Source organism: Spongiactinospora sp. 9N601 (genome assembly GCF_044326295.1).
Lineage (GTDB): Bacteria > Actinomycetota > Actinomycetes > Streptosporangiales > Streptosporangiaceae > Spongiactinospora > Spongiactinospora gelatinilytica.
Map to the genome: position 1 here is coordinate 488,295 of NZ_JBIRBB010000003.1, position 22,824 is coordinate 511,118.

A 22,824-nucleotide genomic window follows, 5' to 3' on the forward strand; every position below is an offset into this window, starting at 1 on the left:
CACCGCCCAGAGGTGTGCCGGTCAGCCGATCGACTGATCGACGAAGCACCAGCGCCATTCCTCGCCCGGCTCGAAGGACCGGATCACCGGATGGCCCGTCTCGTTGAAGTGCGCCGTGGCGTGCCGCAGGGGTGAGGAGTCACAACACCCGATATGGCCGCATTCCAGGCAGCGCCGCAGGTGGACCCAGCGCGCGCCGACCTTCAGGCACTCCTCGCACCCTTCCGGCGTGCGCGCTGCCGGATCGTCTGCCGCCACCATGTGCTCACAAGCGGACATGATCCCCCCTTGAAACCGCCCATTCTCGTTCCTCGAATCGATCCTAGTTTCTAGAGCCGTGCGCGTTATCGGGTGTCTCTTCGTCACCACACGGGAGAAGCGGCTTGGGTAGGGTCTCAGGCATGCGACTTATTCCCCGCGTGGTCCTTCCCCTCTCCGCCGTGGCCGTCTTACTGACCGGGTGCGGTGAGCTCCAGGAGGTCAGCGGCACGGTCGACAAGGCTCAGGCGTGCCTGGAGGCCACCAAGATCGCCGGTGAGATCACGTCCAAGGCGGTGAGCCTGGCCAACAACCCCCAAGAGTTGGAGAAGGCCCTCAACGACGCGGCGACCAAGCTGGAGGACGGCGCGGCCAAGGCCGGTGACACGACCCTGCGCGAGGCGATGGAGGGGCTGGCCAAGTCCTACCAGAACCTCGACGTCAGCGACGTCAACTCGGCGGTCGACGCCGCGCAGCGGGCCGCCGCCGACACCGCCAAGTACCTCGGCGACATCACCCGGGCGTGCGGCGGCTCGTGACGCGCGCGCTCCTCCCCGTCGCGTTGCTGGTGATGGTGGTGAGCGCGGCCGGGTGCGGTGAGGTGGGCGAGGTCGGTGGGGCGCTGGCCCGCGTCCAGGCGTGCGACGAGGCGGTCGCCATCGCCAAGCAGACCCCGGAGGAGATCCAGGGCCGCGCCCCCGCAGAGGTCGAAAAGCGCCTGGACCAGGCGGCCGGCCGGCTCGACGACGTCGCCGAGAAGGCGGGGGAGAAGACCCTGCGCGAGGCGCTTGAGGGGCTGGCCACCGCCTACCGCGAGCTGGAGGTCGCCGATTCGGCGCGGGCCGGCCGCGAGGTGGCCGCCACCACCGCGAAGTACCTTCAGGTGATCGCCGCCGCCTGCGTCATGGACTGACGCTATCCCGGGTTGTCTAGGGGAAATGTGGCGGAAATAGCCTTTCTGGTATGAATGCTCAAGGATCGCGGGGGACCCGGGGGTCTCACCCCGATCCCGCGCACACCGCCGACACCGCCGACACCGCGCCGGGCAAGGAACCGGACCCGCGGTTCACGCTGGCCAACGAGCGTACGTTCCTGACCTGGCTCAGCACCTCGCTGGCGCTCAGCGCGGGAGGGGTGGCGATAGCCGCGGTCCCGGCCGCGGCGTTCACGCCCTGGCTGCGCACGGTCATGGCGGTCGTCCTGGTGATGCTGGCGGCGGTGGCCGCGGGCATGGCCTATCCGCGCTGGCGGCGCGTGCAGCGGGCGCTGCGCACCGCCAGGCCGCTGCCGCCGCCCGCCCTCGCCGCCGTGTTCGGGTACGGCGTGGCGGCGGTCGCCGTACTGGCCCTCGTCCTCATCCTGCTCGCGCTCTGACATGCCGCGACCGCTGTGGGACGAGGGGCTGCAGAGCGAGCGGACCAGGCTGGCCTGGGTCCGGACCGCGACCGTGCTGGCCGCGGGCGGGCTCGGCGCCGCCGGGATGGTCCTGCGAAGCGGCGCGAACCCACTGTCCGTCGCCGCCTTCGTACTGGCCACGCTGTTCGGTGGCGTGCTGCTCGCCCGTACGGGCGTGCGCTACCGGCGCGTCCAGCGCGCGCTGCACGAAGGACGCCCGCTCGACCACCGGGCCGACGCCGTGCTGGCCTGGTATGGCGTGCTCGCCGTGGCCGCGGGCGCGGCCGTGTTCGTGATGGCCGAGGCGGCAGCCCTGCTGACCCGTTAGGGCGAGGGCGGGCGGTCTCCGGCCGGCCCGCGGGGCACCGCCGCGGGAGCGCGCCCTTCCCCTGGGCGCTCCCGGCGTCAGTACCAGTTGTGGGCGCGGAAGTGGCCCCACGCGCCGCACGGCGAGCCGTACCGGCCCTTGATGTAGGTAAGGCCCCACCGGATCTGGGTGACGGGGTTGGACCGCCAGTCCCAGCCGGCGCCCGCCATCTTGGCGGCGGGCAGGGCCTGCGGAATGCCGTACGCCCCTGAGGAGCTGTTGGTGGCGCGGTGGTTCCAGTTGCTCTCGCGGGTCCACAGGCTGTCCAGGCAGCGGAACTGCCGCACGGTCCAGGCGCGCTGCACGACGATGCGGAAGGCGATGGCCTTGTTCTTGATCGCCGGCACCTGGATTCTCGGCCTCGGCCTGGCCGAGGTGCTCCATCTGCGCTTGTAGATCCGCTCCGGGGTGACCTGCTGTATTCGCGGCACTTCCGGCTCGTAGCTGGTCTCCTCGTGGGCGGCCGGGTCGAGCGCGGGCGGTTCCTGGCGGTTCGATTCGGCGTCGGTCCGGTCGAGGTCTCTGTCGGCCTGGGCGGGGGTGGCGTGGCCTCCGGTGATGGTCACCGCGGCGAGCAAGGTCGCCGCTGCGTTTCGCAGTACTCGGTAGCTGTCCACTTGGGTCCTTGTCGTCGGGTCGCGTGCGGGGGCACGCGGGCGACCGGACGTTCCGTTCGCCCGCGTGCGCCGCCCGTCCACGCCCGTGGATTCGGGCGAGGCGGGCCCGCGTGGCCGGCCGGACCTTGACACCTCTCGCGAAGGTGTTCCGGAAGGCGCCGCGACGGATTCCTCTCAAGCGGATTGAAATACGCGGCCCACGCCGTCCGGCGTTTCCCGCGACACGTAAAGGACGGAAATTTGCCGAGGAACCGCCGATGCCGTACGAGGGCGTTCCGCGCGTTTTACCGGCCCGCGATCCGGATGGCCGGGACATTGCCCGGCATCGGCAGGCCAGTGGGACGAGCGCCGCCGGGCCGGGGCCGGGCGCTGGCGGGGCGGGGTGCCGGGCGTACCGGGCGGCGCGCCGCGCACGGCCTGGTACGGCGGTTGACGCCCTCCGGAAGGCCGGTCCACGATATTTGGAAAGATTGGAGTTAGAACCGCTTAATGGTTGATTCATTGGCTTTTGTGAACGACGGTGAATTTGATGGGGGTTGAGAGGTGTTCGTCGCGCCGCCGCGCGCCGCCGAGCCACTGTAGGCTGGAGATCATGAATGTTCGTGACATCCCGGTCCGCACCCTGTCGGACGCCCCCACCACGCTCGCCGAGCTCGCGGGCGACAAGGCCGTGCTCGTCGTCAACGTCGCCTCCAAGTGCGGCCTCACCCCGCAGTACTCCGGCCTGGTCGAGCTCCAGCAGCGCTACGGCGAGCGCGGCTTCACCGTCGTCGGCGTGCCGTGCAACCAGTTCGCGGGACAGGAGCCGGGCAGCGCCGAGGAGATCCAGGAGTTCTGCTCGGCCACCTACGGGGTCGACTTCCCGCTGCTGGCCAAGTCCGAGGTGAACGGCGACGGCCGGCACCCCCTCTACACCGAGCTGACCGCCGTGCCCGACGCCGATGGGCAGGCGGGCGACATCCAGTGGAACTTCGAGAAGTTCCTCCTGGATCGCGAGGGCAACGTGGTCGGCCGCTTCCGCCCGCGTACCGAGCCCGCAGACCCGGCGATCACCGAGGCCATCGAGAAGGCCGTCGGCTGAGGCCGCCGCGCCGTACGGCGCGGCCCCTCCCGCCCGGCCTCACCTGCGGGGGCCGCAGCTCCCGCGGATGATCAGCTCGGTGGGCAGCCGGACGCCGCGCGTCCGGCGGCCCGCCGTACGCAGCACCAGCTCGGCGGCGCGGTAGCCGATGTCCTGCGCGGGCGGGGCGATCACGGTGAGCGGCGGCGCGCACAGTTCGGCCCACGGCACGTCGTCGAACATGATCAGTGACACGTCCCGCGGCACCCGCAGATCCAGCTCCCGCGCGGCCAGCACGGCCGCCTCCCCGAGTACGTTGCCGCCCGCGATGACCCCCGTCAGGTCGGGCCGGTGCTGGAAGAGCCCGGACGCGGCGGCGTAGGCCGAGTCGCGCGTTCCCCGGCCGAAGACGATCAGCTCCTCGTCGATCGCGATCCCCAGCGCCGTCAGCGTGTCGCGGAACGCCGCCGCGCGCTGCGGCTGCCCCACGCCGCCCAGATAGGCGATCCGCCGGTGGCCCAGCCCCACCAGGTACTCCACCGCGTTGCGCACGCCCGCGCGCTCGTCGGCGAGGACCGCGGGCACCGCGCTCAGCGCGTTGTCACGGCTGATGACCCTCCGGTCGGCGAAGACCACCGTCATCCCGGCCCGGATCGCCGGCCCCCAGGGCTCGGGGGCGCCGGACGGCACCGCGATGACGCGTTCCACGCCCTGTTCCAGCAGGACGCCGATCAGCTCCGCCTCGCTCTCCGCGTCGTCGCCGGTCGCGCCCAGAATGACCGGTTCGCCCGCGGCCCTCGCGCAGGCCAGCACCCCGTCGGCGACCCGGCCGTGGAAGGAGTCGGTGATGTCGGGGACGAGCAGGCCGATCCCTCCCGTGCGGCGCTGGCGCAGGTTGCGCCCGAGCGCGCTGGGCCGGTAGTCGAGCTCCGCCGCGACGGCCAGCACCCGTTCCCTGGTCGGCTGGCTCGCCGATCCGCCGGACAGCACCCGGGAGACGGTGGCCACCCCGACGCCCGCCGCCTCCGCCACGTCCTTGATGGTCGTCCGCGTTTTCATGGAAACGATTCCATCATGTATTCCAGGTCCAGGCCAGCCCGCTTGGTAACGAAACGGCTGGTGACCTAGCGGGTCTTGACAGCGATGTCCGTTTCAGGTGAGATGCATGAAAACGTATCCACATCCGTGGTGATCCCTACGGAAAACCGGGCCGCACCCGCGCGCGTGAAGGACTGTCATGGCATCCATCGTTCTGAGCAACGTCGACAAGATCTACGCCGGCGGCGTCAAGGCCGTGAACGGTCTCAATCTGGAGATCAAGGACGGCGAGTTCATGGTCCTCGTCGGCCCCTCCGGGTGCGGCAAGTCGACCGCGCTCCGGATGATCGCCGGCCTGGAGGACATCAGCGGGGGCGAGATCGCGATCGGCGAGAAGGTGGTCAACCACCTGCCCCCCAAGGACCGTGACATCGCCATGGTCTTCCAGAACTACGCGCTCTACCCGCACATGACGGTCGCGGAGAACCTCGCCTTCGGCCTGAAGCTCCGCAAGATGCCCAAGCCCGAGATCCAGAAGCGGGTCAACGACGCCGCCAAGATGCTCGGCCTGGAGCAGTACCTCAAGCGCAAGCCGGCCGCGCTGTCCGGTGGCCAGCGCCAGCGTGTCGCGATGGGCCGGGCCATCGTCCGTGAGCCGCAGGCGTTCCTGATGGACGAGCCGCTGTCCAACCTCGACGCCAAGCTGCGCGTCTCGATGCGCGCCTCGCTCAACCAGATGCACGAGCGCCTGGGCGTCACCACCGTCTACGTCACCCACGACCAGGTCGAGGCCATGACCCTCGGCGACCGGGTCTGCGTGCTGCGCGATGGCATCCTCCAGCAGGTCGACACTCCGCAGAACCTCTTCGACAACCCGGTCAACCTGTTCGTGGCCGGCTTCATGGGCTCGCCGTCGATGAACTTCGTGACCGCCGAGCTGGTCCAGGCGGACGGCGGCGCCGCCGCCGCGTTCGCCGGGTTCCGGCTGCCGGTGCCCGCCTCGACGTTCACCGAGAAGCCCGGCCTGGACCAGTACCTCGGCCGGAAGGTCATCTTGGGCATCCGCCCCTCCGACTTCGAGGACGCCGCCGCCGCCAACGGGCACACCGGTGCCGGGTGGGCACGGCTGCCGGTCCGCGCGGAGGTCACCGAGGAGCTGGGCAGCGAGATCAACGTGCTGTTCCTGATCGACGCCCCGCCGGTCGAGCACAAGGACACCGTGGCCGCCAAGGACGCCGACGAGGACGGCGAGCCGATCCCGCTGGCGGGCGACAAGTCCCTGTGGACCGCCCGGGTCAACGCCCGCAGCCACGTGCGTCCCGGCCAGCAGACCGAGCTGGTCGTGGACACCCACAACCTGCACTTCTTCGACCAGGGCTCCGGTCTGGCGATCGGCCACCCGGCCAACGTCGGACGCTGACCCGCACGGGTCACCGGGCCGCCTGGCGGGGCCCGGTGACCACCACCGGCCGCCGTCCGGGCTCAAGGCCCGGACGCCGGCCCGACAGACGCCCCTGGGCGCACGACCGAGAGGCCCTCGCTGTGACCCCCTCCCACGGTGAGGGCCTCTCGCATTCCCGGGAACCGCGGCCGGATCAGTGATCGACGCGGGCGGCGAGGCGGGCCGCCAGAGCGGGCGGGACCAGCCGGGCGCAGGCGGCGATCGCCTTGTAGCGCAGCGTCGGGATGCTGATCAGCTTGCCGAGGGCCAGGTCGCGCATCGCCGTACGTGCCACGCGGTCCGCGTCCAGCCATAGATGGTCTGGGATGCCGGAGGTGTCCATCCCGACCCGCTGATGGAACTCCGTGCGCACGAAACCAGGGCAGAGCGCCATGACCCGTACCCCTGAGCCGGCCAGTTCGGCCCCGGCCGACGCGCTGAAGGTCGCCACCCACGCCTTGGTCGCGCTGTAGGTGCCGTTCGGGAAGAACCCCGCCACCGATCCGACGTTGATCACGCCGCCCCGCCCGCGGGAGCGCATCCACGGCACGGCGGCGAGCGTCAGCCGGAGCACCGCCTCGCAGTGCACCCGCAGCATCCGGGCCTCCTCGTCGGCGGATACCTCGGTGAACGAGCCGCTGAGGGCGAAGCCCGCGTTGTTCACCAGCAGGTCGATCCCCTCGCGCAGCCGGTCCGCCACCCGGGCGAGGTCCTGTTCGCGGGCCAGGTCGGCGGGCAGCGCGCGGGCCGGCACACCGTAGCGGAGGGTGAGCCCGGCCGCGGTCTCCTCCAGCCGTGCGGCGTCGCGCGACACCAGGACCAGGGAGAACCCGTCCGCCGCCAGGCGGCGGGCGAACGCGGCGCCGATGCCGGCGGTCGCGCCGGTGATCAGAGCGGTTGGCATGAATGCAGCGTAACGGTCCGTAGGCGGCGCCGCCCGCCGGTACGCGCCGGACCGGCAAACGGGGGATATAGCCAAGAAAGGGGCATAACTACCTCAAAATCCCTCGAAGCGGAGGTATCTCGCCCAATGGAAGGATCTCCCCGTGCTGAGGGCCCCCGTACCCCACGACCGGCTGCTCCCCGGTCCCGTCCGTTCCGGCGCGGCCGGCTGCGTGCGTTATGGGTGGCGCTGGGAAGCGCGGCCGGGCTCGCGGTGCTCGCCGTGCTGGAGACCTTCGTCATCGTCGGCGATCCGCCCGGCCCGGTGGTGGCGCTGCTGGCCGTCTTCGTGATCGCGGTGGCCGGGGTGGTCCTGACCGTGCAGGCCGTCCAGCGCCGGCGGGCCCGGCGCGAACGCGCCGAGCGGGCCAGGGCCCGGGCCGCCTCCCGCGCGCGGTTCCTCATGGCCGTTCTGGACCCCGAGGCGGCCGGCCGCGTCATGCGGCATTCTCACCGCCAAACGCGGAACGAACCTTGCCGCCACTCCTGACACAGTCGGGGGCATGAAGACGGCGAACGCGAAACGGGTCATCGATCGGCGCACCCTCAACCGGACCACGCTGGCGCGGCAATGGCTGCTCCGGCGGGCCGAGCGGCCGGCGCTCGACGCCGTGCGCCACCTTGTCGCACTACAGGCGCAGGCCACCGCCTCGCCGTACATCGGCCTGTGGACCCGGCTGGCCACATTCGCCCGCGACGACCTGACCCGGGCGCTGTACGACCGCGCGGTCGTGCGCTCCTCGATGCTGCGCGGCACCCAGCACATCGCCGCCGCGGACGACTTCCTGTGGTTGCGCCCGATGGTGCGCCCGGCGCTGGACCGGGGCCGGCAGGCGGCGTACGGCCGCCAGACCGCCGGCATCGACCTGGACGAACTCGCCGCGCTCACCCGTTCCCTGCTCACCGGGCGCACGCTCACCAGGGCCCGGCTCGGCGCGCTGCTGGCCGAGCGCTGGCCCGGCCGCGACGGCGGCGCGCTCGGATGGACGGCGCAGGCGGTGGTCCCGGTGATCCACGAACCGCCGAGCGGCACCTGGGGGCGCGGCGGTGCGACCCCCTTCACCCTGGCCGAGGAGTGGATCGGCGCGCCCATGGACGATGATCGTCCGGTCGCCGAACTGATCCGCCGCTACCTGGCCGCCTTCGGCCCGGCGAGCGTGCGGGACTTCCAGATCTGGTCGGGGCTGCGCAGGATGGACGCCGCGTTCGCCCGGCTCCGCCCCGCGCTCACGGTGTACGCCGACGAGGCCGGACAGGAGCTTTTCGACCTGCCTGACCTGCCGCCGGCGGACCCCGCCGAGCCCGCCCCCGTCCGGTTCCTCCCTGAATACGATGATCTCATCGTCGCCTACGCCGACCGGACCCGGCTGATGAGCGCCGAGGACCGCAAGCGGGTCTGCGTCGGTTCGCTGGTGAAGGCGACGGTGCTGGTGGACGGCAGGGTGCGCGGTGTGTGGAAGGTGTCGCGGGAGGGCGCGACGGCGGTGCTGACCATCGAGGAGTTCGCGCTGATCGCCGGCCGGGACGCGGTGGCCGAGGAGGGCGCGCGCCTGTTGCGGTTCTGCGAGCCCGGCGCGGACCGGCACGTCGTCCGGTACGCGGGCGATCACCAGTGGGCGGGGCGGGCGAGCGCCGGGGGCAGCCGGGTCGCCTGATCGCCTTGGGCGGCGTCGAGCTGGGACTGGATGAGGAAGATGCTTCCGGTGAGGTCGGCGCCGCCGAGCTTCGCGCCGCGCAGGTCGGCCCCGATCAGGTCGGCGGCCCTGAGATCGGCCCCGCGCAGGTCGGCCCCGATGAGGAACGCGCCGCGCAGATTCGCGCCCCGCAGATCGGCGCGGCGCAGGTCGGCCCCGGCCAGGTCCGCGCCCCTGAGCTGCTTGCCGGGCGTCCTGCCGCCGCCGCGCCGGCGGCCCTGGCCCTTGGCCAGGCCGGCCCTGGCCAGCTCACTGGCCTTGAGCAGCAGCGCGTTGACCTCTTCCCGATGCTCGCGCAGGTCGAGTTCGGCGAGCGCGTCGGGGGTGCCGCCGGTCAGCCGTTCGGTCTCGGCGTACGCGGCGGCGAGGTCGTCCCGCAACCCGTGCGCGGCGGGCATCGTGAGCGCTTCGCCGATGTACCACAACAGCTCGTGCAGTTGCCGCATGGTGGCGAACACGCCGAACATCGACGCGGCCGTCTCGGGGTGCGCCCGCCAGTCCCGGCCGCCGAAGGTGACCTGGGAGACCTGCTGTCCCGCGCCGAAGCAGTCGAACACCGTGCATCCGGTGAAACCGCGTTCCCGCAGGGTGGCGTGGACGCCGCAGCGGAAATCCGATTTCAGGTTGGGGCAGGGACGCCCGGCGGGCTTGTCGATCGCGAAGTCCGCCGACTTCGCGAAAGCGGGCGCGACGCAGCACAACCCGAAACATCGGCCGCAATCCGCCCGCAGATCCCCGGGCCGGGAGTGCTGCTCCCGCGCGGGCGGGGGTGCGGCGGGCCGGGACGTTCGCCGCGCGGTGCGGCGGCCCCGGGTGGGCGGGCTCGTGCCGGAGTGCCGGTCGGCGGCGGCCCCGGACGGCGTGGCGGCCCCATGCGGGTGGATCTCATCGGGCGGCGTGGGCACGTCCAGAACTCCTGTGCGTCGTCGGCGGGCCACCTGCGGCCCTGCGGAAACGCCGAATTCTACCCGCCCGGCCCGGCCGTACGGACCGGGCCGGGCCGGGCGGGGGCGGGTCACCTGCCGCCGAGCTTCTTGTCGAGCCCGGCCCGGCGAAGGGCCTCGGCCATCGCGCCCGTGGCCGGCGGCTGGTCGCGGCGGCGGTCGCGGGGCTGGTCGCCACGCCGGCCCCGGCCGCCCTGCTGGTTGCGCGGCGCGGACTGCCGGTCGCGCCGCCCCTCGGCGGGCGCGGGCTCGTCCTCCAGGCGCAGGGTGAGCGAGATCCGCTTGCGCGGGATGTCCACCTCCAAGACCTTCACCCGGACGATGTCACCCGGCTTCACCACGTCACGCGGATCCTTGACGAAGTTCTTCGACATGGCCGAGACGTGTACCAGGCCGTCCTGGTGGACCCCCACGTCCACGAACGCGCCGAACGCCGCGACGTTGGTGACCACGCCTTCGAGCCGCATGCCGGGCTTGAGGTCGGAGAGCTTCTCGACCCCGTCGGCGAAGGTGGCCGTCTTGAACGCCGGACGCGGGTCGCGCCCCGGCTTCTCCAGTTCCTTCAGGATGTCGCTGACGGTCGGCAGGCCGAAGGTGTCGTCCACGAAGGAGCCCGGGTCGAGCGAGCGGAGCACCGCGCCGTTGCCGATCAGCGCGGGCAGGTCGCTCCCGGTGGCGGTCAGGATGCGCCGGACCACGGGGTACGCCTCCGGGTGGACGCTGGAGGTGTCCAGCGGGTCATCGCCGCCGCGGATGCGCAGGAAGCCCGCGCACTGCTCGAACGCCTTCGGGCCGAGCCTCGGCACGTCCTTCAGCGCCGCCCGCGAACCGAACGGGCCGTGCGACTCGCGGTGCTGCACGATGTTCTCGGCCAGCCCGGAGCCGATTCCGGAGACCCGGGTGAGCAGCGGCGCCGAGGCGGTGTTGACGTCCACGCCGACCGCGTTGACGGCGTCCTCCACCACCGCGTCCAGCGAACGCGACAGCTTGGACTCCGACACGTCGTGCTGGTACTGCCCGACGCCGATGGACTTGGGGTCGATCTTCACCAGCTCGGCGAGCGGGTCCTGCAGGCGGCGCGCGATCGAGACGGCCCCGCGCAGCGAGACGTCCATCCCGGGAAGCTCCTGGGCCGCGTACGCCGAGGCGGAGTAGACCGAGGCGCCCGCCTCGGACACCACGATCTTCGTCAGCCCGTGGACCAGCTTGACCAGCTCGCCCGCCAGCTTGTCGGTCTCCCTGGAGGCGGTGCCGTTGCCGATCGCGATCAGCTCGACGCCGTGCTTGCTCACCAGCGCCCCGAGGGTGGCCAGCGCCTCGTCCCAGCGCTGCTGCGGCTGGTGGGGGTAGATCGTGGCGGTCTCGACGACCTTGCCGGTGGCGTCGACCACCGCGACCTTGACGCCGGTGCGGAAGCCCGGGTCCAGGCCCATCGTCGTACGTGAGCCGGCCGGCGCGGCGAGCAGCAGGTCGCGCAGGTTGGTGGCGAACACCCGGACCGCCTCCTCCTCGGCCGCCTGCCACAGCCGCATCCGCAGGTCGATGCCGAGATGCACCAGGATGCGGGTGCGCCAGGCCCAGCGCACGGTCTCGGTCAGCCAGCGGTCGGCGGGGCGGCCGTGGTCGGCGATGCCCACGTGGGCGGCGATCCGCTCCTCATAACCGCCCTCGTCGTCTTCCTGCGGGTCCATCGTGAGGGTCAGGAACTCTTCCTTCTCCCCGCGGAACATGGCCAGGATGCGATGCGAGGGCAGCTTGGCGAACGGCTCGTCGAACGCGAAGTAGTCGGAGAACTTGGCGCCGTCCTCCTCCTTGCCCTCGCGTACGGCCGAGACCAGCCGGCCGCGCGACCACATCCGCTCGCGCAGGGCGCCGATGAGGTCGGCGTCCTCGCCGAAGCGCTCGACCAGGATCGCCCGCGCGCCCTCCAGCGCCGCCGCCGCGTCGGCGACCTCCTCGGTGACGAACCCGGCCGCGGTCTCGGCCGGGTCGAGGGTGGGGTCGCCGAGCAGCTTGTCGGCCAGCGGCTCCAGGCCGGCCTCCCTGGCGATCTGCGCCTTGGTCCGCCGCTTGGGCTTGTAGGGCAGGTAGATGTCCTCCAGGCGGGCCTTGGAGTCGGCGGCCATGATCTGGGCTTCCAGCGCCTCGTCCAGCTTGCCCTGGGAGCGGATCGACTCCAGGATCACCGCGCGCCGCTCCTCCAGCTCGCGCAGGTAACGCAGCCGCTCCTCCAGCGTGCGCAACTGGGTGTCGTCGAGCGCGCCGGTAGCCTCCTTGCGGTAGCGGGCGATGAACGGCACGGTCGCCCCGCCGTCGAGCAGCTCGACGGCCGCCTGAACCTGACGCTCGCGTACGCCGAGCTCCTCGGCGATCCGCTGATCGATAGACGTGGTCACGTCTTCCGCCTTCCCCCTTGGGTCCGGGGACGATTGTGCCGCCATCCGGCCGTACTTGTCGCGCGGCCCCGGCGCGGCGGGACCGGCCGGTGCGGTGGCCGACTCTTTCAGTCGACTTCAGTTAAGCCGCCTCTGGCTGTGTATTCATTTTGTTCTGCGGAATGTTTTGCGGCCTACCGGCCCTCGCGGGTATGCCATGATGTGGTTGCGCTTCACAATTACAGTGAAGTTCACCAGGATAGTTGAACTTCGGCTGAAGGAGGCGGGCAGAGTGCCGGCAGAAGACGCGGGGGTGGCTCTCGCGCGCCGTCTTCGCTCGCTGCGCGAGGACGAGTGGCCGCAGGCCAGGATCACCCAGTTGCAGCTCGCCCGGGCGCTGGGCGGTGACCGGCCGCTGAGCGTGCCGCTCATCTCCTCCTGGGAGTCCGTCTCCAAGCCGAAGATCCCGCCGCTCAGCCGCCTTGAGGCGTACGCCACGTTCTTCGCGACCAGCCGTTCGATCGAGGGCGGCAGGCCGCGCATGCCCGATCCGGCCGCGCTGACCCCCGAGGAACGCGCCCGGCGCGGCGAGCTGTACCGCGAGCTCCAGGCGCTGCGGGCCGCCGCGCTGCGCCGGCTCAACGAGCCGGCCCGGCCCGCCCCGGGCGGCATCAGCGGCCTCGGCGGCCTGTGCGACACGGCGGGCGCGCGGGGGGAGGGGCCGTGGCTGTTCGAGGAGGGCGAGGCGGTCACGCTCGTGTGCGCGCAACTGCCCCCCGACATGCTGGCGCGCATGCCGTACGCCGACCGCGACGACCCCGACTTCATCGAGCTTTACACCTACGCCGACCTCGACGCGCTGTTCGAGCTGCACGGGCACGTCCGCGCGCTCAACCCGGGCAGCCAGGTCAATCTCCGCGTGGCGCAGCGGCTGCATCCCGACGACTACACCACTCACCTGGTACTCCTGGGCGGTGTGGACTGGAACCTGGCCACCCAGAACGCGCTCAACCGGCTGCGCCTGCCGGTCGAGCAGGTGGCCGACTGGAACGATCCCGCCGGGCCGTCCTTCGTGGTGACCGACGGCGCGGAGCGGCGCGCCTTCCACCCGGTCCTGGACCGGACGGGCGATGCCAAGCGCCTGGTGGAGGACGTCGGCCACTTCTTCCGCGGGCGCAACCCCTACAACAGGAAACGGACCATCAGCATCTGCAACGGCATGTACGGCCGGGGCGTGCTCGGCGTGGTGCGCGCGCTCACCGACGCCCGCTTCCGTGACCGCAACGCCGAGCACATCGCCGAGCGGTTCGGCGGGGCGGAGTCCTACAGCATCGTGACCCGCGTGACCATCGAGGGCGGCGTCGTGCTCACCCCCGACTGGACCATCCCCGACAACCTGCTACATGAGTGGACGGGCTGCACTGAATGAGCCGTCCGCCACCGCCGTCCAGGAGGCCGGGTGGCAGCCCTTTCCATCATGGCTCGCACCGGCACCTCCTGGCCGCGGGGCGTCCGGCGGCGCCGCTCGGGCGCGTCGACGCGCTGGTCGTGCCCACCGCGCGGCGGGCGGCGGCGCTACGGCACGCCGCCGGGCTGGCCCGCGCGCTCGCGGTGCCCCTGGTGGCGCTGTGCAGCAGATGGGCGAGCGCGGCGGGGGCGGCCAAGGCGGCGGACGCGGCGGGCGCCGCGCTGCTCGCCATCGACGTGCCGGAGGCGCGCAGCCTGGCACTGCCCGCGCTGGCCACGACGGACCTGCTCGCCGACACCAAGTTCGAGCGCAGGACGGACGTCAGCGCCAAGCGCAACCTCGGCCTGCTCATCGCCCGGATGGTGGGCTGGCGGCGGATCGTCTTCCTCGATGACGACATAACCGTCTCCGACCGCGGCGACCTGCTGCGCGCGGCGCGGCTTTTGGACGTGTACGACGGCGTCGGCCTGTCCATCGGCGGGTTCCCCGACAATTCGGTGGTCTGCCACGCGCACCGGCGGACGGGCGGATACCAGGAGACGTTCATCGGGGGAGGGGCGCTGGCGGTGGACCCGGTACGCACGACGTCGTTCTTCCCCGACATCTACAACGACGACTGGTTCTACCTGCTGGACGACAAACGGCTGCGGCGGGTCGCCGTCACCGGCAGGGCCTTCCAGGCGCCCTACGACCCGTTCGCCCATCCCGACCGCGCCCGGGCCGAGGAACTCGGCGACGTGCTCGCCGAGGGCGTCTACTCGCTGCTCGACGTCGGCGGCACCGTACGCCACGCCGACCGCGGCTTCTGGGTGGGCTTCCTGGGCAGGCGGCGGCGTTTCATCGACGACGTGAGCCGCAGGGTGGAACGGTGTCCCGACACCCCCGAGCGGCGCCGGATGACCCTGTCGCTGAAGGCGGCGCACGGCAGGCTCCAGTTCATCACGCCCGACCTGTGCGCGGACTACCTGCACGCCTGGCTGGCCGACCGGACCCGCTGGCGGCGCTTCGCGCGCAGGCTGCCGACGCCGGTGCGCCTGGAGCGGGCGCTCACCCTGGCGGGGCTGGAGCCGCGGGAGATCGTGGTCCGCCGGGCGAGGGGCGGTGGTTACCACAAAGTATGCCAATCTAGTAGCTATCTGGGCGTAAGGGATGAATGGACGCCGAGTGGATCTCTCGGGCATTCTTAGGAAATGAGGCAGCCGGCGACCGACGGAGTGTTCCGTGCCCGACCCGCTCATACGGCCCGCCATCTACACTGATTTAACCCCGCTAATTCGCTATTTCGGGCAGGCCGATTTCTTTTTCGAGCGCTTCCACCGCCAGCGCCGCGGCCGAGGCGTGCTGCTCATCGCACTACGCGGAGGTGATGTCGTCGGGAACGTCTACCTGTGGTGGGAACCGGCCGAGGAACTGGAACTGCGCGAGCGGCTGCCCGGCGTACCGGTGATCACCCACCTGGAGGTACGTGCCGACCAGCGCAACCGGGGCGTCGGCACCGCCCTGCTCGCCGAGGGCGAACGCATCCTCGCCCAGCGCGGCCACCACCGGGTCGCCCTCGGCGTCGGCCTGGCCAACACCGATGCGCGGCGACTCTACGCACGGCTGGACTATGTGGAGTGGGACCACCCACCGGTCCGGATGCCGGGTGAGATCTTCCAGATCCTCGTCAAGGCCCTCGGCGACCGCTGCCGGACCGGCCGCCCCGGGTCCGGCGGCCCGCGCCTGGGCTGAGCCCCTGGCGCCGGCCGCCTTCGCGGGTCGTTTCCGCAGGTTGGCGCGGGGCCGCCGGAGGATCGCCGGGGAGGGGCGATTCTGTCGGTGATCGCCGCTAGTGTCGCAGCGTGATCGATCGGTGGAGCCGTGATCAAGTGCTGGAGCTCGCCCCCGACGCCCCTTCGCGCAAGGCCGCCCAAGGCGTCGCCGCGCCCGCGAAGTGGCCGGTGTCCGGGGTGGCGTCCGAGGTGGTGTGGGGCGAGTGCAAGGGGAGCGGCGCGACCCCGTACCGCGCCTGCGTCGACCTGTCCGAGCCCGCCTTCCGGTGCAGTTGCCCCAGCAGGAAGTTCCCCTGCAAGCACGCGCTCGGCCTGCTGCTGCTGTGGTCGGCCGGCGGCGTGCCGGAGGAGGGGGGCCTGCCCCCGTGGGCGGCGGAGTGGATGGCCCAGCGCCAGGACCGCGCCGACCGGCGTGCCGCCGCCGTCGAGGCCAAGACGACGGCCGAGGCGACGGCCGCGCCGGGCGGCCCGGAGGAGGCCGGGGCCGACCCCGGGCGCGGGCGCGAGCAGGCCGAGTCCCGCGCGGCGCAGCGCGAGCGGCGTGTCACCGCCGGCCTGTCGGAGCTGGAGCGATGGCTCGCCGACCAGATCAGGCAGGGCATCGCGGGCACCCGCACCTCCGGCTTCGGACACTGGGACGACGTGGCCAAGCGCCTCGTCGACGCCCAGGCCCCCGGGGTCGCGAGCGCGGTGGGCCGGCTGGCGCCGGTCCTTTCCGGCGACGACTGGCCGGGGCGCCTGGTGGAGGAGTACGCGTTGCTGCACCTGCTGGCCGTGGCGCACCGCCGCGAGCCGGACGGCGACCTCGCGCAGACGGTCAGATCCCGGGTGGGTTTCCCGGTCACGCGCGAGGAGGTGCTGGCGGGGGCCACGGTCCGCGACGAATGGCATGTGCTCGGCAGGCGCGACACCGAACAGGACCGGCTGATCGCCCGCCGGGTCTGGCTGCGCGGGCGCGCGAGCGGGCGTTCGGCCCTGGTGCTGTCGTTCGCGCCGATCGGGCAGCCGCTGGACGCCTCGCTGCTCACCGGCAGCGTGGTCGACGCCGACCTGGCCTTCTACCCGGGGTCCGGGCCGCTGCGCGCCCAGGTCGCCGCGCGCCACTCGATGCGCAACGGGGGCGAGCCGCCAGGGGCCACGATCCCGCAGGCGCTGTCGGAGGTGGCCGGGGCGCTGGCCGCAGACCCATGGCTGGACTCCTGGCCGGTGGTCCTGGCCGGAGTGGTCCCGCTGCGCGGCGGGGAGCGGTGGCTGCTGGGCCACCCTGAGCAGGAGGAGGGCTGGCCGCTGGCCGGCGGGAGCCCGCCGTGGCGGCTCATCGCGGCCTCCGGCGGCCACCCGCTCACGGTCGCCGCGGAGTGGACGCCGCGCGGGCTGGTCCCGCTTTCGACCCATGACGAGGAAGGCGAGGTGGTCGTGCTGTGAGCGGGATGCCCGAGCGCTCGGGAGCGCAGTGGCAGCAGATCGTTTCGGCGGCCCTGGTCGGTACCGACCGCAGGCCGCCGTACGACCCGGCGGGCGGCGGAGATCCCGCCGTGGACCTGCTCGAACGCGCGGCGGTGGAGACCGTGCGAAGGCGGGCCGGGCAGCGGCTCAGCAGGGGCGAGCCGCTGCCGCCCGCACCGGCCGAAGACCGTCCGGCGGTCTCCAGGGCCGCCGCCGACCGGCTGGCGCGGATTCTCGGCGGCGAGCACTCCCGGCTGCTGCCGGAGTGGCTGGCCGAGGCGGCCCGGCAGGGCCTGCGGGTCCCCCCGCACCTGCTGCCCGAACTCCTCGACCACGCCGCCAAGGACCGCTCGATCCGCCCGCATGTGGCCGCCCTCGCCGCCCGCCGTGGCCGCTGGCTGGCCACCCTCCACGACGCCGCCTGGCCCTTCCTCGCCAAAGAGCTAACCACCCCACCGGCGCACCCCGCCGCCCCGGGGCTGCCAGGGGTGCCGGGTGCGGGTACGCCGGGGCAGGCCGGCCTCGTCGGCCCGGATACGCCTGGAGCGCCGGGTTCCGGTGAGGCGGCCGGCCGGCGTCCCGGCGATTCCGATGTGGCCGGGGGAGGCGTCGAGGCGGACGGGGGCGAGGTCTGGCGGCTTGGCACTCAGGGGGATCGGGTCGCCTATCTGGCCGGGTTGCGGGCGGTCGATCCCGGGGCGGCGCCGGCCTTGCTCTCGCGAGGGTGGGAGCGGGAGGGGCCCGACGATCGGGCCGCTTTCCTCGGGGTGCTGGAAGAGGGGCTGTCGGCGGGTGATGAGCCGTTCCTGGAGGGCGCGCTGGACGACCGGCGCCGTGAGGTACGGCAGGCCGCGGCCGACCTGCTGACCCGGCTGCCCGGTTCGCGGCTGGGTGAGCGGATGGCCGAGCGCGGCCGGCGGTGCCTGCGTCCGTCGGGCGGCCGGATCGCGGTCGTGCCGCCGGAGACCTGCGACGCGGGCATGGCCCGCGACGGCGTCCGGGCGGCCCCGCCGCGTGGCACCGGGGAGCGGAGCTGGTGGCTCCAGCAGGTGGTGGCACGTACCCCGCTTCGGGTGTGGGCCGAGGTGTTCGGCGTCCCGCCCGACATCCTCGTCGGAATGAAGATCATCGACTGGGGACGCGAGGTGCGGGCGGGCTGGGTGCGCGCCGCCGTGCTCCAGCGCGACCCCGCCTGGGCGCGGGCGCTGTTCGCCGTCGATCCGCTGGCCGAGCTGCTCGCCGTACTCCGTCCCGCCGAGCAGGAGGCGCTGGCCGCCGACTTCGTCGCCCGGCACCCCGTGGACGGCCAGTTGATCATGGTGCTGGGCGGCGCGGCGGCCCCGTGGGGGCCGGCCCTGACCCGCGCCGTGCTGCACAAGATCCTCGACGTGGCCGGCACCCAGCCATGGAACCTCGGCGAGCTGATCAGGCTCGCCGGTGAGCGGGCCGACCCCGCGCAGCACCAGGCGGCGGCCGGGTTGTCCCTCGAACCACCAGTGCAGGAGGTCGCCGCCGTCCTCCGCTACCGAAGTGACATGTTGAAGGAGTTGTCGTGACCGACGTCCTGCGTCCGCACGCCGAAGACCTCTACGCCGAGGAGCTCGCCGTGCTCGCCAAGTCAGACGACCGGCCACGGCCGCCCGGCTGGCGGCTGTCCCCGTGGGCCGTGACGACGTACATCCTGGGCGACGGCGACCAGATCACCCCCAAGTACATCGGCCCCCGCCGCGTGGTCGAGGTGGCCGTGGCCACGCTCGCCACCGACCGGGCGCTGCTGCTGCTCGGCGTGCCCGGCACCGCCAAGACCTGGCTGTCGGAGCACCTGGCCGCCGCGGTCAGCGGTGACTCCACCCTGCTGGTGCAGGGCACTGCGGGCACCGCCGAGGAGGCCGTCCGCTACGGCTGGAACTACGCCCGCCTGCTCGCCGAGGGCCCCTCCAGGGAGGCGCTGACGCCGAGCCCGGTGATGCGCGCCATGACCGATGGCGGCATCGCGCGGGTGGAGGAGCTGACCCGCATGCCGTCCGACGTCCAGGACGCGCTGATCACCGTGCTGTCGGAGAAGACCCTGCCGATCCACGAGCTGAACGACGAGGTCCAGGCGCGGCGCGGGTTCAACGTCATCGCCACCGCCAACGACCGCGACCGGGGCGTGAACGAGCTGTCCAGCGCGCTGCGCAGGCGTTTCAACACCGTGGTGCTGCCGGTGCCCGCGACCGTCGAGGAGGAGATCGACATCGTCTCGCGCCGGGTGGAACAACTCGGCCGCTCGCTCGCGCTGCCGGAGATCCCGGCCGGGCTGGAGGAGATCCGCCGGGTGGTGACCGTGTTCCGCGAGCTGCGCTCGGGCGTCACCGAAGACGGCCGCACCAAGGTCAAGTCGCCCAGTGGCACGCTGTCCACCGCCGAGGCCATCTCGGTGCTGACCAGCGGCGTCGCGCTGGCCGCCCATTTCGGCGACGGCGTGCTACGGCCCGCCGACGTCGCGGGCGGCATCCGGGGCGCGGTGGTCCAGGACCCTGTCTCGGACCAGGTGGTGTGGCGCGAGTACCTAGAGACCGTCGTGCGCGAGCGCGACGGCTGGAACGACTTCTATCGTGCGTGCCGCGATGCCGGCTGAACCCGCCCTGCTGGGGGTCCGCCACCACGGCCCCGGGTCGGCCCGCGCGGTCCGGGCGGAGCTCGCCCGGCTGCGGCCCGACATCGTGCTGATCGAGGGGCCGCCGGAGGCCGATCCGCTGGTCGCGCTCGCGGGCGATCCCGCGATGGAACCGCCGGTGGCGCTGCTCGCGCACGTTCCCGGCGAGCCGGCCAAGTCGGCGTTCTGGCCCTTCGCCCGGTTCTCCCCGGAGTGGCAGGCGATCCGGCACGCGCTCGGCGTGGGGGTGCCCGTCCGCTTCTGCGACCTGCCCGCCGCCGCCATGTTCGCCATGGCCGGCACCGAGCAGGCCGAAGACACCGACGCGGACGACACCGCACCGGTCGATCCGATCGGCTCGCTGGCCGCGGCCGCCGGATACGACGATCCGGAGCGCTGGTGGGAGGACATGGTCGAGCACCGCGCAGGGGCGACGCCGTTCGAGGTGATCGCCGAGGCGATGGCGGCCGTGCGCGACGGGCACGTCCCCGGCCCGCGCGAGGCGCTGCGCGAGGCGCACATGCGGCGGGCCGTCCGCCGCGCCCGCAAGGACGGTTTCGAGCGGATCGCCGTGGTCTGCGGGGCCTGGCACGTTCCCGCGCTGGCCGCGCCGATCACCGCGAAGGCCGATGACGCGACGCTGCGCGGGCTGCCCAAGGCCAAGGTCGAGATCACCTGGGTGCCGTGGACGTACGGCAGGCTCGCGGCCTTCAGCGGCTACGGCGCGGGAGTCACCTCCCCCGGCTGGTACGACCACCTGTTCGCGGCCCCGGACCGGCCGGTCGAACGCTGGCTGGCCGGCGCGGCCGGCGTGCTGCGCGAGGAGGGCCTGGCCGTCTCCTCCGCCCACGTCATCGAGTCGGTACGGCTGGCCGAAGGGCTCGCCGTGCTGCGCGGGCGTCCGCTGGCGGGCCTCGGGGAGGTCACCGAGGCGGCCAGGGCCGTGCTGTGCGAGGGCGACGACCTGCCGGTCGAGCTGATCCAGCGGCGGATGGTCGTCGGCGAACGGCTCGGCGCGGTCCCCGACGACACCCCGATGGTCCCGCTCCAGCGGCACCTGCGCGAGGAGCAGCGCAGGCTCAAGCTCAAGCCCGAGGCACTTGACCGCGACCTCGATCTCGACCTGCGCAAGCCGCTCGACCTCGGGCGCAGCGTGCTTTTGCACCGGCTGCGGCTGCTCGGCGTCCCTTGGGGCACCGCCCGCGAGTCGCGTGGCAAGGGCACGTTCCGCGAGTCGTGGACCCTCGTGTGGCGGCCGGAGTTCGACGTCGAGCTGATCGAGGCGAGCGCGTGGGGCACCACCGTGGGGGCCGCCGCCGCGGCCAAGGCCCGCGACCTGATGACCAGGGAGGGGGTGACGCTGGCCGACCTTACCGAGACCCTTGAGGCGTGCCTGCTGGCCGACCTCGGCGAGGCGCTGCCGTACGCCCTCGACGCGCTCGCCCAGCGGGCGGCCCTCGACCCCGACGTGACCCACCTGATGGCGGCGGTGCCCGCGACGGCCCGCGCGCTGCGCTACGGCGACGTGCGCGGCACCCCGGCCGAGGGCCTGGGGAAGGTGGCCGGCTCGATGCTGGCCCGCATCCGCGCGGGGTTGTCCCCGGCGCTGACCGGCCTGGACGACGCCGCCGCCAAGGAGATGATCGGCCATCTCGACGCCGTCCACGCGGCCACGGGCCTGCTGCCGGAGGCCGAGCGGGCCGCCTGGCTGGCCGCCCTGCACGGCGTCGCAGGCCGCGGCGACCTGCACGGCCGGATCGACGGCAGGCTGACCCGGATGCTGCTGGACGCGGGTTCCTTCGACGGGGAGGAGACCGCACGGCGGATGGCGCTCGCCACCTCGGCGGGGCATTCGCCCGCGCGGGTCGCCTTCTGGGTGGAGGGCTTCCTGGCGGGCGGCGGGCTGCTGCTGGTCCACGACGCGCAGTTGCTCGGGCTGGTGGACCGCTGGCTGAGCGGCCTTTCCGGCACGGCGTTCGTCGATGTGCTGCCGCTGCTCCGCCGCACGTTCGCGACCTTCGACGCGCCCGAGCGGCGGGCCATTGGCGAGCGGGTGCGCAACGCCGGCCGGGCCGGGGCGGGCGGCAGGGACGAGGCCACGGTGGAGATCGACGAGGAGCTTGCGGCCGGGGCCGTCGCCACGGTACTGGCGATCTTGGGGAGGTCCGGATGAACGACATGACCGGCACGGCCGATGAGCGGCTGCGGCGCTGGCGGCTGGTGCTCGGCGGCGACGCCGACGGCACCGGCTGCGCGCTCGGCGGGGCCGACGCGAAGATGGACGGCGCCCTGGCCGCCCTGTACGGCAGGCCCGGCGAGCAGGGCCGTTCGGGCGCCTCACGTTCTGCCGGCCTCGGCGCCTCCGCGCCCACCGTCGCCCGCTGGCTCGGCGACATCAGGGGCTATTTCCCCAGCACGGTCGTCCAGGTCATGCAACAGGACGCCATCGAGCGGCTGAACCTCACCGCCCTGCTGCTGGAGCCGGAGATGCTGGAGGCCGTCGAGCCCGACGTCCACCTGGTCGGCACGCTGCTGTCGCTCAACCGCGTGATGCCCGACCAGGCCAGGGAGTCGGCCAGGGCGGTGGTCCGCAAGGTCGTGGAAGACCTCGAACGCCGGCTGGCCCAGCGCACCCGCACCGCGATCACCGGCGCGCTGGACCGCTCGGCCCGCACGCATCGGCCGCGCCGCCCGGCCGACATCGACTGGGACCGCACCATCCGGGCCAACCTCAAGCACTACCTGCCCGAGCGGCGGACCGTCGTGCCCTCCCGGCTGGTCGGCTACGCCCGGCGGCAGCAGGCGGTGAAACGCGAGGTGGTGCTGTGCGTCGACCAGAGCGGGTCGATGGCCGCCTCGGTGGTCTACTCGGGCGTGTTCGGCGCGGTGCTGGCCTCGATGCGCTCTCTGAAGACCTCCCTGGTCGTCTTCGACACCGCCGTGGTCGATCTCACCGACCGCCTCGCCGACCCCGTCGAGCTGCTGTTCGGCACCCAGCTCGGCGGCGGCACCGACATCAACCGGGCCATCGCCTACTGCCAGGGCCTGGTGACCCGCCCGGCCGACACCACGTTCGTGCTGATCAGCGACCTTTACGAGGGCGGGGTCCGGCAGGAGATGCTGCGCCGGGTGGCGGCGATGCTGGCGGCCGGGATCCAGGTGATCGTCCTGCTCGCGCTGTCGGACGAGGGAGCGCCGTCCTATGACCACGACAACGCCGCGGCGCTGGCCGCGATGGGGGTGCCCGCCTTCGCCTGCACCCCCGACGCCTTCCCGTCCCTGATGGCCGCGGCGGTGCAGCGGCGCGACATCCGCGCATGGGCCGAACGCCACCTTCCGGCCGGGGCCGTCGGGTGACGCTCACCGGCG

Annotated in this window: 22 protein-coding genes; 16 read left to right on the forward strand and 6 right to left on the reverse strand. The window is 72.9% G+C overall.

Features of this window, described 5'->3' with window-relative positions:
- Nucleotides 1–21 precede the first annotated feature (21 nt).
- Nucleotides 22–279, reverse strand: coding sequence for a ubiquitin carboxyl-terminal hydrolase 14 (locus ACH34R_RS09190; RefSeq protein WP_397560848.1), 258 nt, complete (start codon nt 277–279; stop codon nt 22–24).
- Between the two features lie 122 nt (nt 280–401).
- Here ACH34R_RS09190 and ACH34R_RS09195 point away from each other — a divergent pair, with 122 nt between their 5' ends.
- The 4 genes from ACH34R_RS09195 to ACH34R_RS09210 are packed head-to-tail and all read left to right on the forward strand — an operon-like array spanning nt 402 to nt 1,981.
- Nucleotides 402–797: a hypothetical protein gene (locus ACH34R_RS09195; protein ID WP_397560849.1), complete on the forward strand. Its 396-nt coding sequence runs from the start codon at nt 402–404 to the stop codon at nt 795–797.
- Entirely contained in the window at nt 782–1,171 is a 390-nt protein-coding gene (locus ACH34R_RS09200) for a hypothetical protein (protein ID WP_397560850.1), read from the forward strand. The genes ACH34R_RS09195 and ACH34R_RS09200 overlap by 16 nt, the downstream gene beginning before the upstream one ends.
- Nucleotides 1,172–1,221: 50 nt before the next feature.
- Nucleotides 1,222–1,632 (forward strand): YidH family protein, encoded by a 411-nt coding sequence (locus ACH34R_RS09205; protein WP_397560851.1) that lies wholly within the window; start codon nt 1,222–1,224, stop codon nt 1,630–1,632.
- A 1-nt stretch (nt 1,633) separates the two neighbouring features.
- Nucleotides 1,634–1,981 carry a DUF202 domain-containing protein gene (locus tag ACH34R_RS09210; RefSeq protein ID WP_397560853.1) on the forward strand — a complete coding sequence of 116 codons (348 nt, stop codon included), beginning with the start codon at nt 1,634–1,636 and terminating at the stop codon, nt 1,979–1,981.
- A gap of 77 nt (nt 1,982–2,058) precedes the next feature.
- Here the strand turns inward: ACH34R_RS09210 and ACH34R_RS09215 are convergent, their stop codons facing one another.
- Entirely contained in the window at nt 2,059–2,637 is a 579-nt protein-coding gene (locus ACH34R_RS09215) for a lytic transglycosylase domain-containing protein (protein WP_397560855.1), read from the reverse strand.
- A 592-nt stretch (nt 2,638–3,229) separates the two neighbouring features.
- Here ACH34R_RS09215 and ACH34R_RS09220 point away from each other — a divergent pair.
- Complete coding sequence (locus ACH34R_RS09220; RefSeq protein ID WP_397560856.1) at nt 3,230–3,718, forward strand: glutathione peroxidase; 489 nt, start codon at nt 3,230–3,232, stop codon at nt 3,716–3,718.
- Between the two features lie 39 nt (nt 3,719–3,757).
- On the opposite strand, the gene ACH34R_RS09225 is transcribed toward ACH34R_RS09220, so the two are convergent.
- Nucleotides 3,758–4,756: a LacI family DNA-binding transcriptional regulator gene (locus ACH34R_RS09225; RefSeq protein ID WP_111171780.1), complete on the reverse strand. Its 999-nt coding sequence runs from the start codon at nt 4,754–4,756 to the stop codon at nt 3,758–3,760.
- 178 nt (nt 4,757–4,934) lie between these two features.
- Here ACH34R_RS09225 and ACH34R_RS09230 point away from each other — a divergent pair, with 178 nt between their 5' ends.
- On the forward strand, nt 4,935–6,155 hold the full coding sequence (locus ACH34R_RS09230; protein ID WP_397560858.1) for an ABC transporter ATP-binding protein: 1,221 nt from the start codon (nt 4,935–4,937) through the stop codon (nt 6,153–6,155).
- Between the two features lie 175 nt (nt 6,156–6,330).
- On the opposite strand, the gene ACH34R_RS09235 is transcribed toward ACH34R_RS09230, so the two are convergent.
- Nucleotides 6,331–7,080, reverse strand: coding sequence for an SDR family NAD(P)-dependent oxidoreductase (locus ACH34R_RS09235; protein ID WP_397560860.1), 750 nt, complete (start codon nt 7,078–7,080; stop codon nt 6,331–6,333).
- A 222-nt stretch (nt 7,081–7,302) separates the two neighbouring features.
- Between ACH34R_RS09235 and ACH34R_RS09240 the strand changes: the two genes are divergently transcribed.
- Nucleotides 7,303–7,608 carry a hypothetical protein gene (locus ACH34R_RS09240; RefSeq protein WP_397560862.1) on the forward strand — a complete coding sequence of 102 codons (306 nt, stop codon included), beginning with the start codon at nt 7,303–7,305 and terminating at the stop codon, nt 7,606–7,608.
- A gap of 13 nt (nt 7,609–7,621) precedes the next feature.
- Nucleotides 7,622–8,773 carry a winged helix DNA-binding domain-containing protein gene (locus ACH34R_RS09245; protein ID WP_397560864.1) on the forward strand — a complete coding sequence of 384 codons (1,152 nt, stop codon included), beginning with the start codon at nt 7,622–7,624 and terminating at the stop codon, nt 8,771–8,773.
- Here ACH34R_RS09245 and ACH34R_RS09250 read toward each other — a convergent pair.
- Nucleotides 8,725–9,543, reverse strand: coding sequence for a pentapeptide repeat-containing protein (locus tag ACH34R_RS09250; RefSeq protein WP_397561032.1), 819 nt, complete (start codon nt 9,541–9,543; stop codon nt 8,725–8,727). The two genes, ACH34R_RS09245 and ACH34R_RS09250, sit on opposite strands and share 49 nt — an antisense overlap.
- Before the next feature lie 284 nt (nt 9,544–9,827).
- The gene (locus ACH34R_RS09255; protein ID WP_397560865.1) at nt 9,828–12,152 is read right to left on the reverse strand and encodes a Tex family protein; all 2,325 of its coding nucleotides are present in this window, start codon (nt 12,150–12,152) and stop codon (nt 9,828–9,830) included.
- A 271-nt stretch (nt 12,153–12,423) separates the two neighbouring features.
- On the opposite strand from ACH34R_RS09255, the gene ACH34R_RS09260 reads away from it, so the two are divergent.
- The 8 genes from ACH34R_RS09260 (at nt 12,424) to ACH34R_RS09295 (ending at nt 22,812) form a co-directional block, all read left to right on the forward strand.
- Complete coding sequence (locus ACH34R_RS09260) at nt 12,424–13,560, forward strand: helix-turn-helix domain-containing protein (RefSeq protein ID WP_397560866.1); 1,137 nt, start codon at nt 12,424–12,426, stop codon at nt 13,558–13,560.
- On the forward strand, nt 13,557–14,786 hold the full coding sequence (locus ACH34R_RS09265) for a hypothetical protein (protein ID WP_397560868.1): 1,230 nt from the start codon (nt 13,557–13,559) through the stop codon (nt 14,784–14,786). The genes ACH34R_RS09260 and ACH34R_RS09265 overlap by 4 nt, the downstream gene beginning before the upstream one ends.
- Nucleotides 14,787–14,820: 34 nt before the next feature.
- On the forward strand, nt 14,821–15,330 hold the full coding sequence (locus ACH34R_RS09270) for a GNAT family N-acetyltransferase (RefSeq protein ID WP_397560869.1): 510 nt from the start codon (nt 14,821–14,823) through the stop codon (nt 15,328–15,330).
- 110 nt (nt 15,331–15,440) lie between these two features.
- A complete protein-coding gene (locus ACH34R_RS09275; protein ID WP_397560870.1) occupies nt 15,441–16,796 on the forward strand; it encodes an SWIM zinc finger family protein in 1,356 nt (451 codons plus the stop codon).
- Between the two features lie 5 nt (nt 16,797–16,801).
- On the forward strand, nt 16,802–18,373 hold the full coding sequence (locus ACH34R_RS09280) for a DUF5691 domain-containing protein (protein WP_397561033.1): 1,572 nt from the start codon (nt 16,802–16,804) through the stop codon (nt 18,371–18,373).
- A complete protein-coding gene (locus ACH34R_RS09285; RefSeq protein ID WP_397560871.1) occupies nt 18,370–19,437 on the forward strand; it encodes an AAA family ATPase in 1,068 nt (355 codons plus the stop codon). Before ACH34R_RS09280 ends, ACH34R_RS09285 begins: the two co-directional genes overlap by 4 nt.
- Entirely contained in the window at nt 19,427–21,628 is a 2,202-nt protein-coding gene (locus ACH34R_RS09290) for a DUF5682 family protein (protein WP_397560873.1), read from the forward strand. The genes ACH34R_RS09285 and ACH34R_RS09290 overlap by 11 nt, the downstream gene beginning before the upstream one ends.
- Nucleotides 21,625–22,812 (forward strand): VWA domain-containing protein, encoded by a 1,188-nt coding sequence (locus ACH34R_RS09295; RefSeq protein ID WP_397560875.1) that lies wholly within the window; start codon nt 21,625–21,627, stop codon nt 22,810–22,812. The genes ACH34R_RS09290 and ACH34R_RS09295 overlap by 4 nt, the downstream gene beginning before the upstream one ends.
- Nucleotides 22,813–22,824: the final 12 nt, after the last annotated feature.

Bases quoted from the DNA above. Each gene is read 5' to 3' on its own strand.
- ACH34R_RS09190 (WP_397560848.1), bottom strand. From the start codon at position 279: ATGTCCGCTTGTGAGCACATGGTGGCGGCAGACGATCCGGCAGCGCGC.
- ACH34R_RS09195 (WP_397560849.1), top strand. From the start codon at position 402: ATGCGACTTATTCCCCGCGTGGTCCTTCCCCTCTCCGCCGTGGCCGTC.
- ACH34R_RS09205 (WP_397560851.1), top strand. From the start codon at position 1,222: ATGAATGCTCAAGGATCGCGGGGGACCCGGGGGTCTCACCCCGATCCC.
- ACH34R_RS09210 (WP_397560853.1), top strand. From the start codon at position 1,634: ATGCCGCGACCGCTGTGGGACGAGGGGCTGCAGAGCGAGCGGACCAGG.
- ACH34R_RS09220 (WP_397560856.1), top strand. From the start codon at position 3,230: ATGAATGTTCGTGACATCCCGGTCCGCACCCTGTCGGACGCCCCCACC.
- ACH34R_RS09225 (WP_111171780.1), bottom strand. From the start codon at position 4,756: ATGAAAACGCGGACGACCATCAAGGACGTGGCGGAGGCGGCGGGCGTC.
- ACH34R_RS09230 (WP_397560858.1), top strand. From the start codon at position 4,935: ATGGCATCCATCGTTCTGAGCAACGTCGACAAGATCTACGCCGGCGGC.
- ACH34R_RS09235 (WP_397560860.1), bottom strand. From the start codon at position 7,080: ATGCCAACCGCTCTGATCACCGGCGCGACCGCCGGCATCGGCGCCGCG.
- ACH34R_RS09245 (WP_397560864.1), top strand. From the start codon at position 7,622: ATGAAGACGGCGAACGCGAAACGGGTCATCGATCGGCGCACCCTCAAC.
- ACH34R_RS09265 (WP_397560868.1), top strand. From the start codon at position 13,557: ATGAGCCGTCCGCCACCGCCGTCCAGGAGGCCGGGTGGCAGCCCTTTC.
- ACH34R_RS09280 (WP_397561033.1), top strand. From the start codon at position 16,802: ATGCCCGAGCGCTCGGGAGCGCAGTGGCAGCAGATCGTTTCGGCGGCC.
- ACH34R_RS09290 (WP_397560873.1), top strand. From the start codon at position 19,427: ATGCCGGCTGAACCCGCCCTGCTGGGGGTCCGCCACCACGGCCCCGGG.
- ACH34R_RS09295 (WP_397560875.1), top strand. From the start codon at position 21,625: ATGAACGACATGACCGGCACGGCCGATGAGCGGCTGCGGCGCTGGCGG.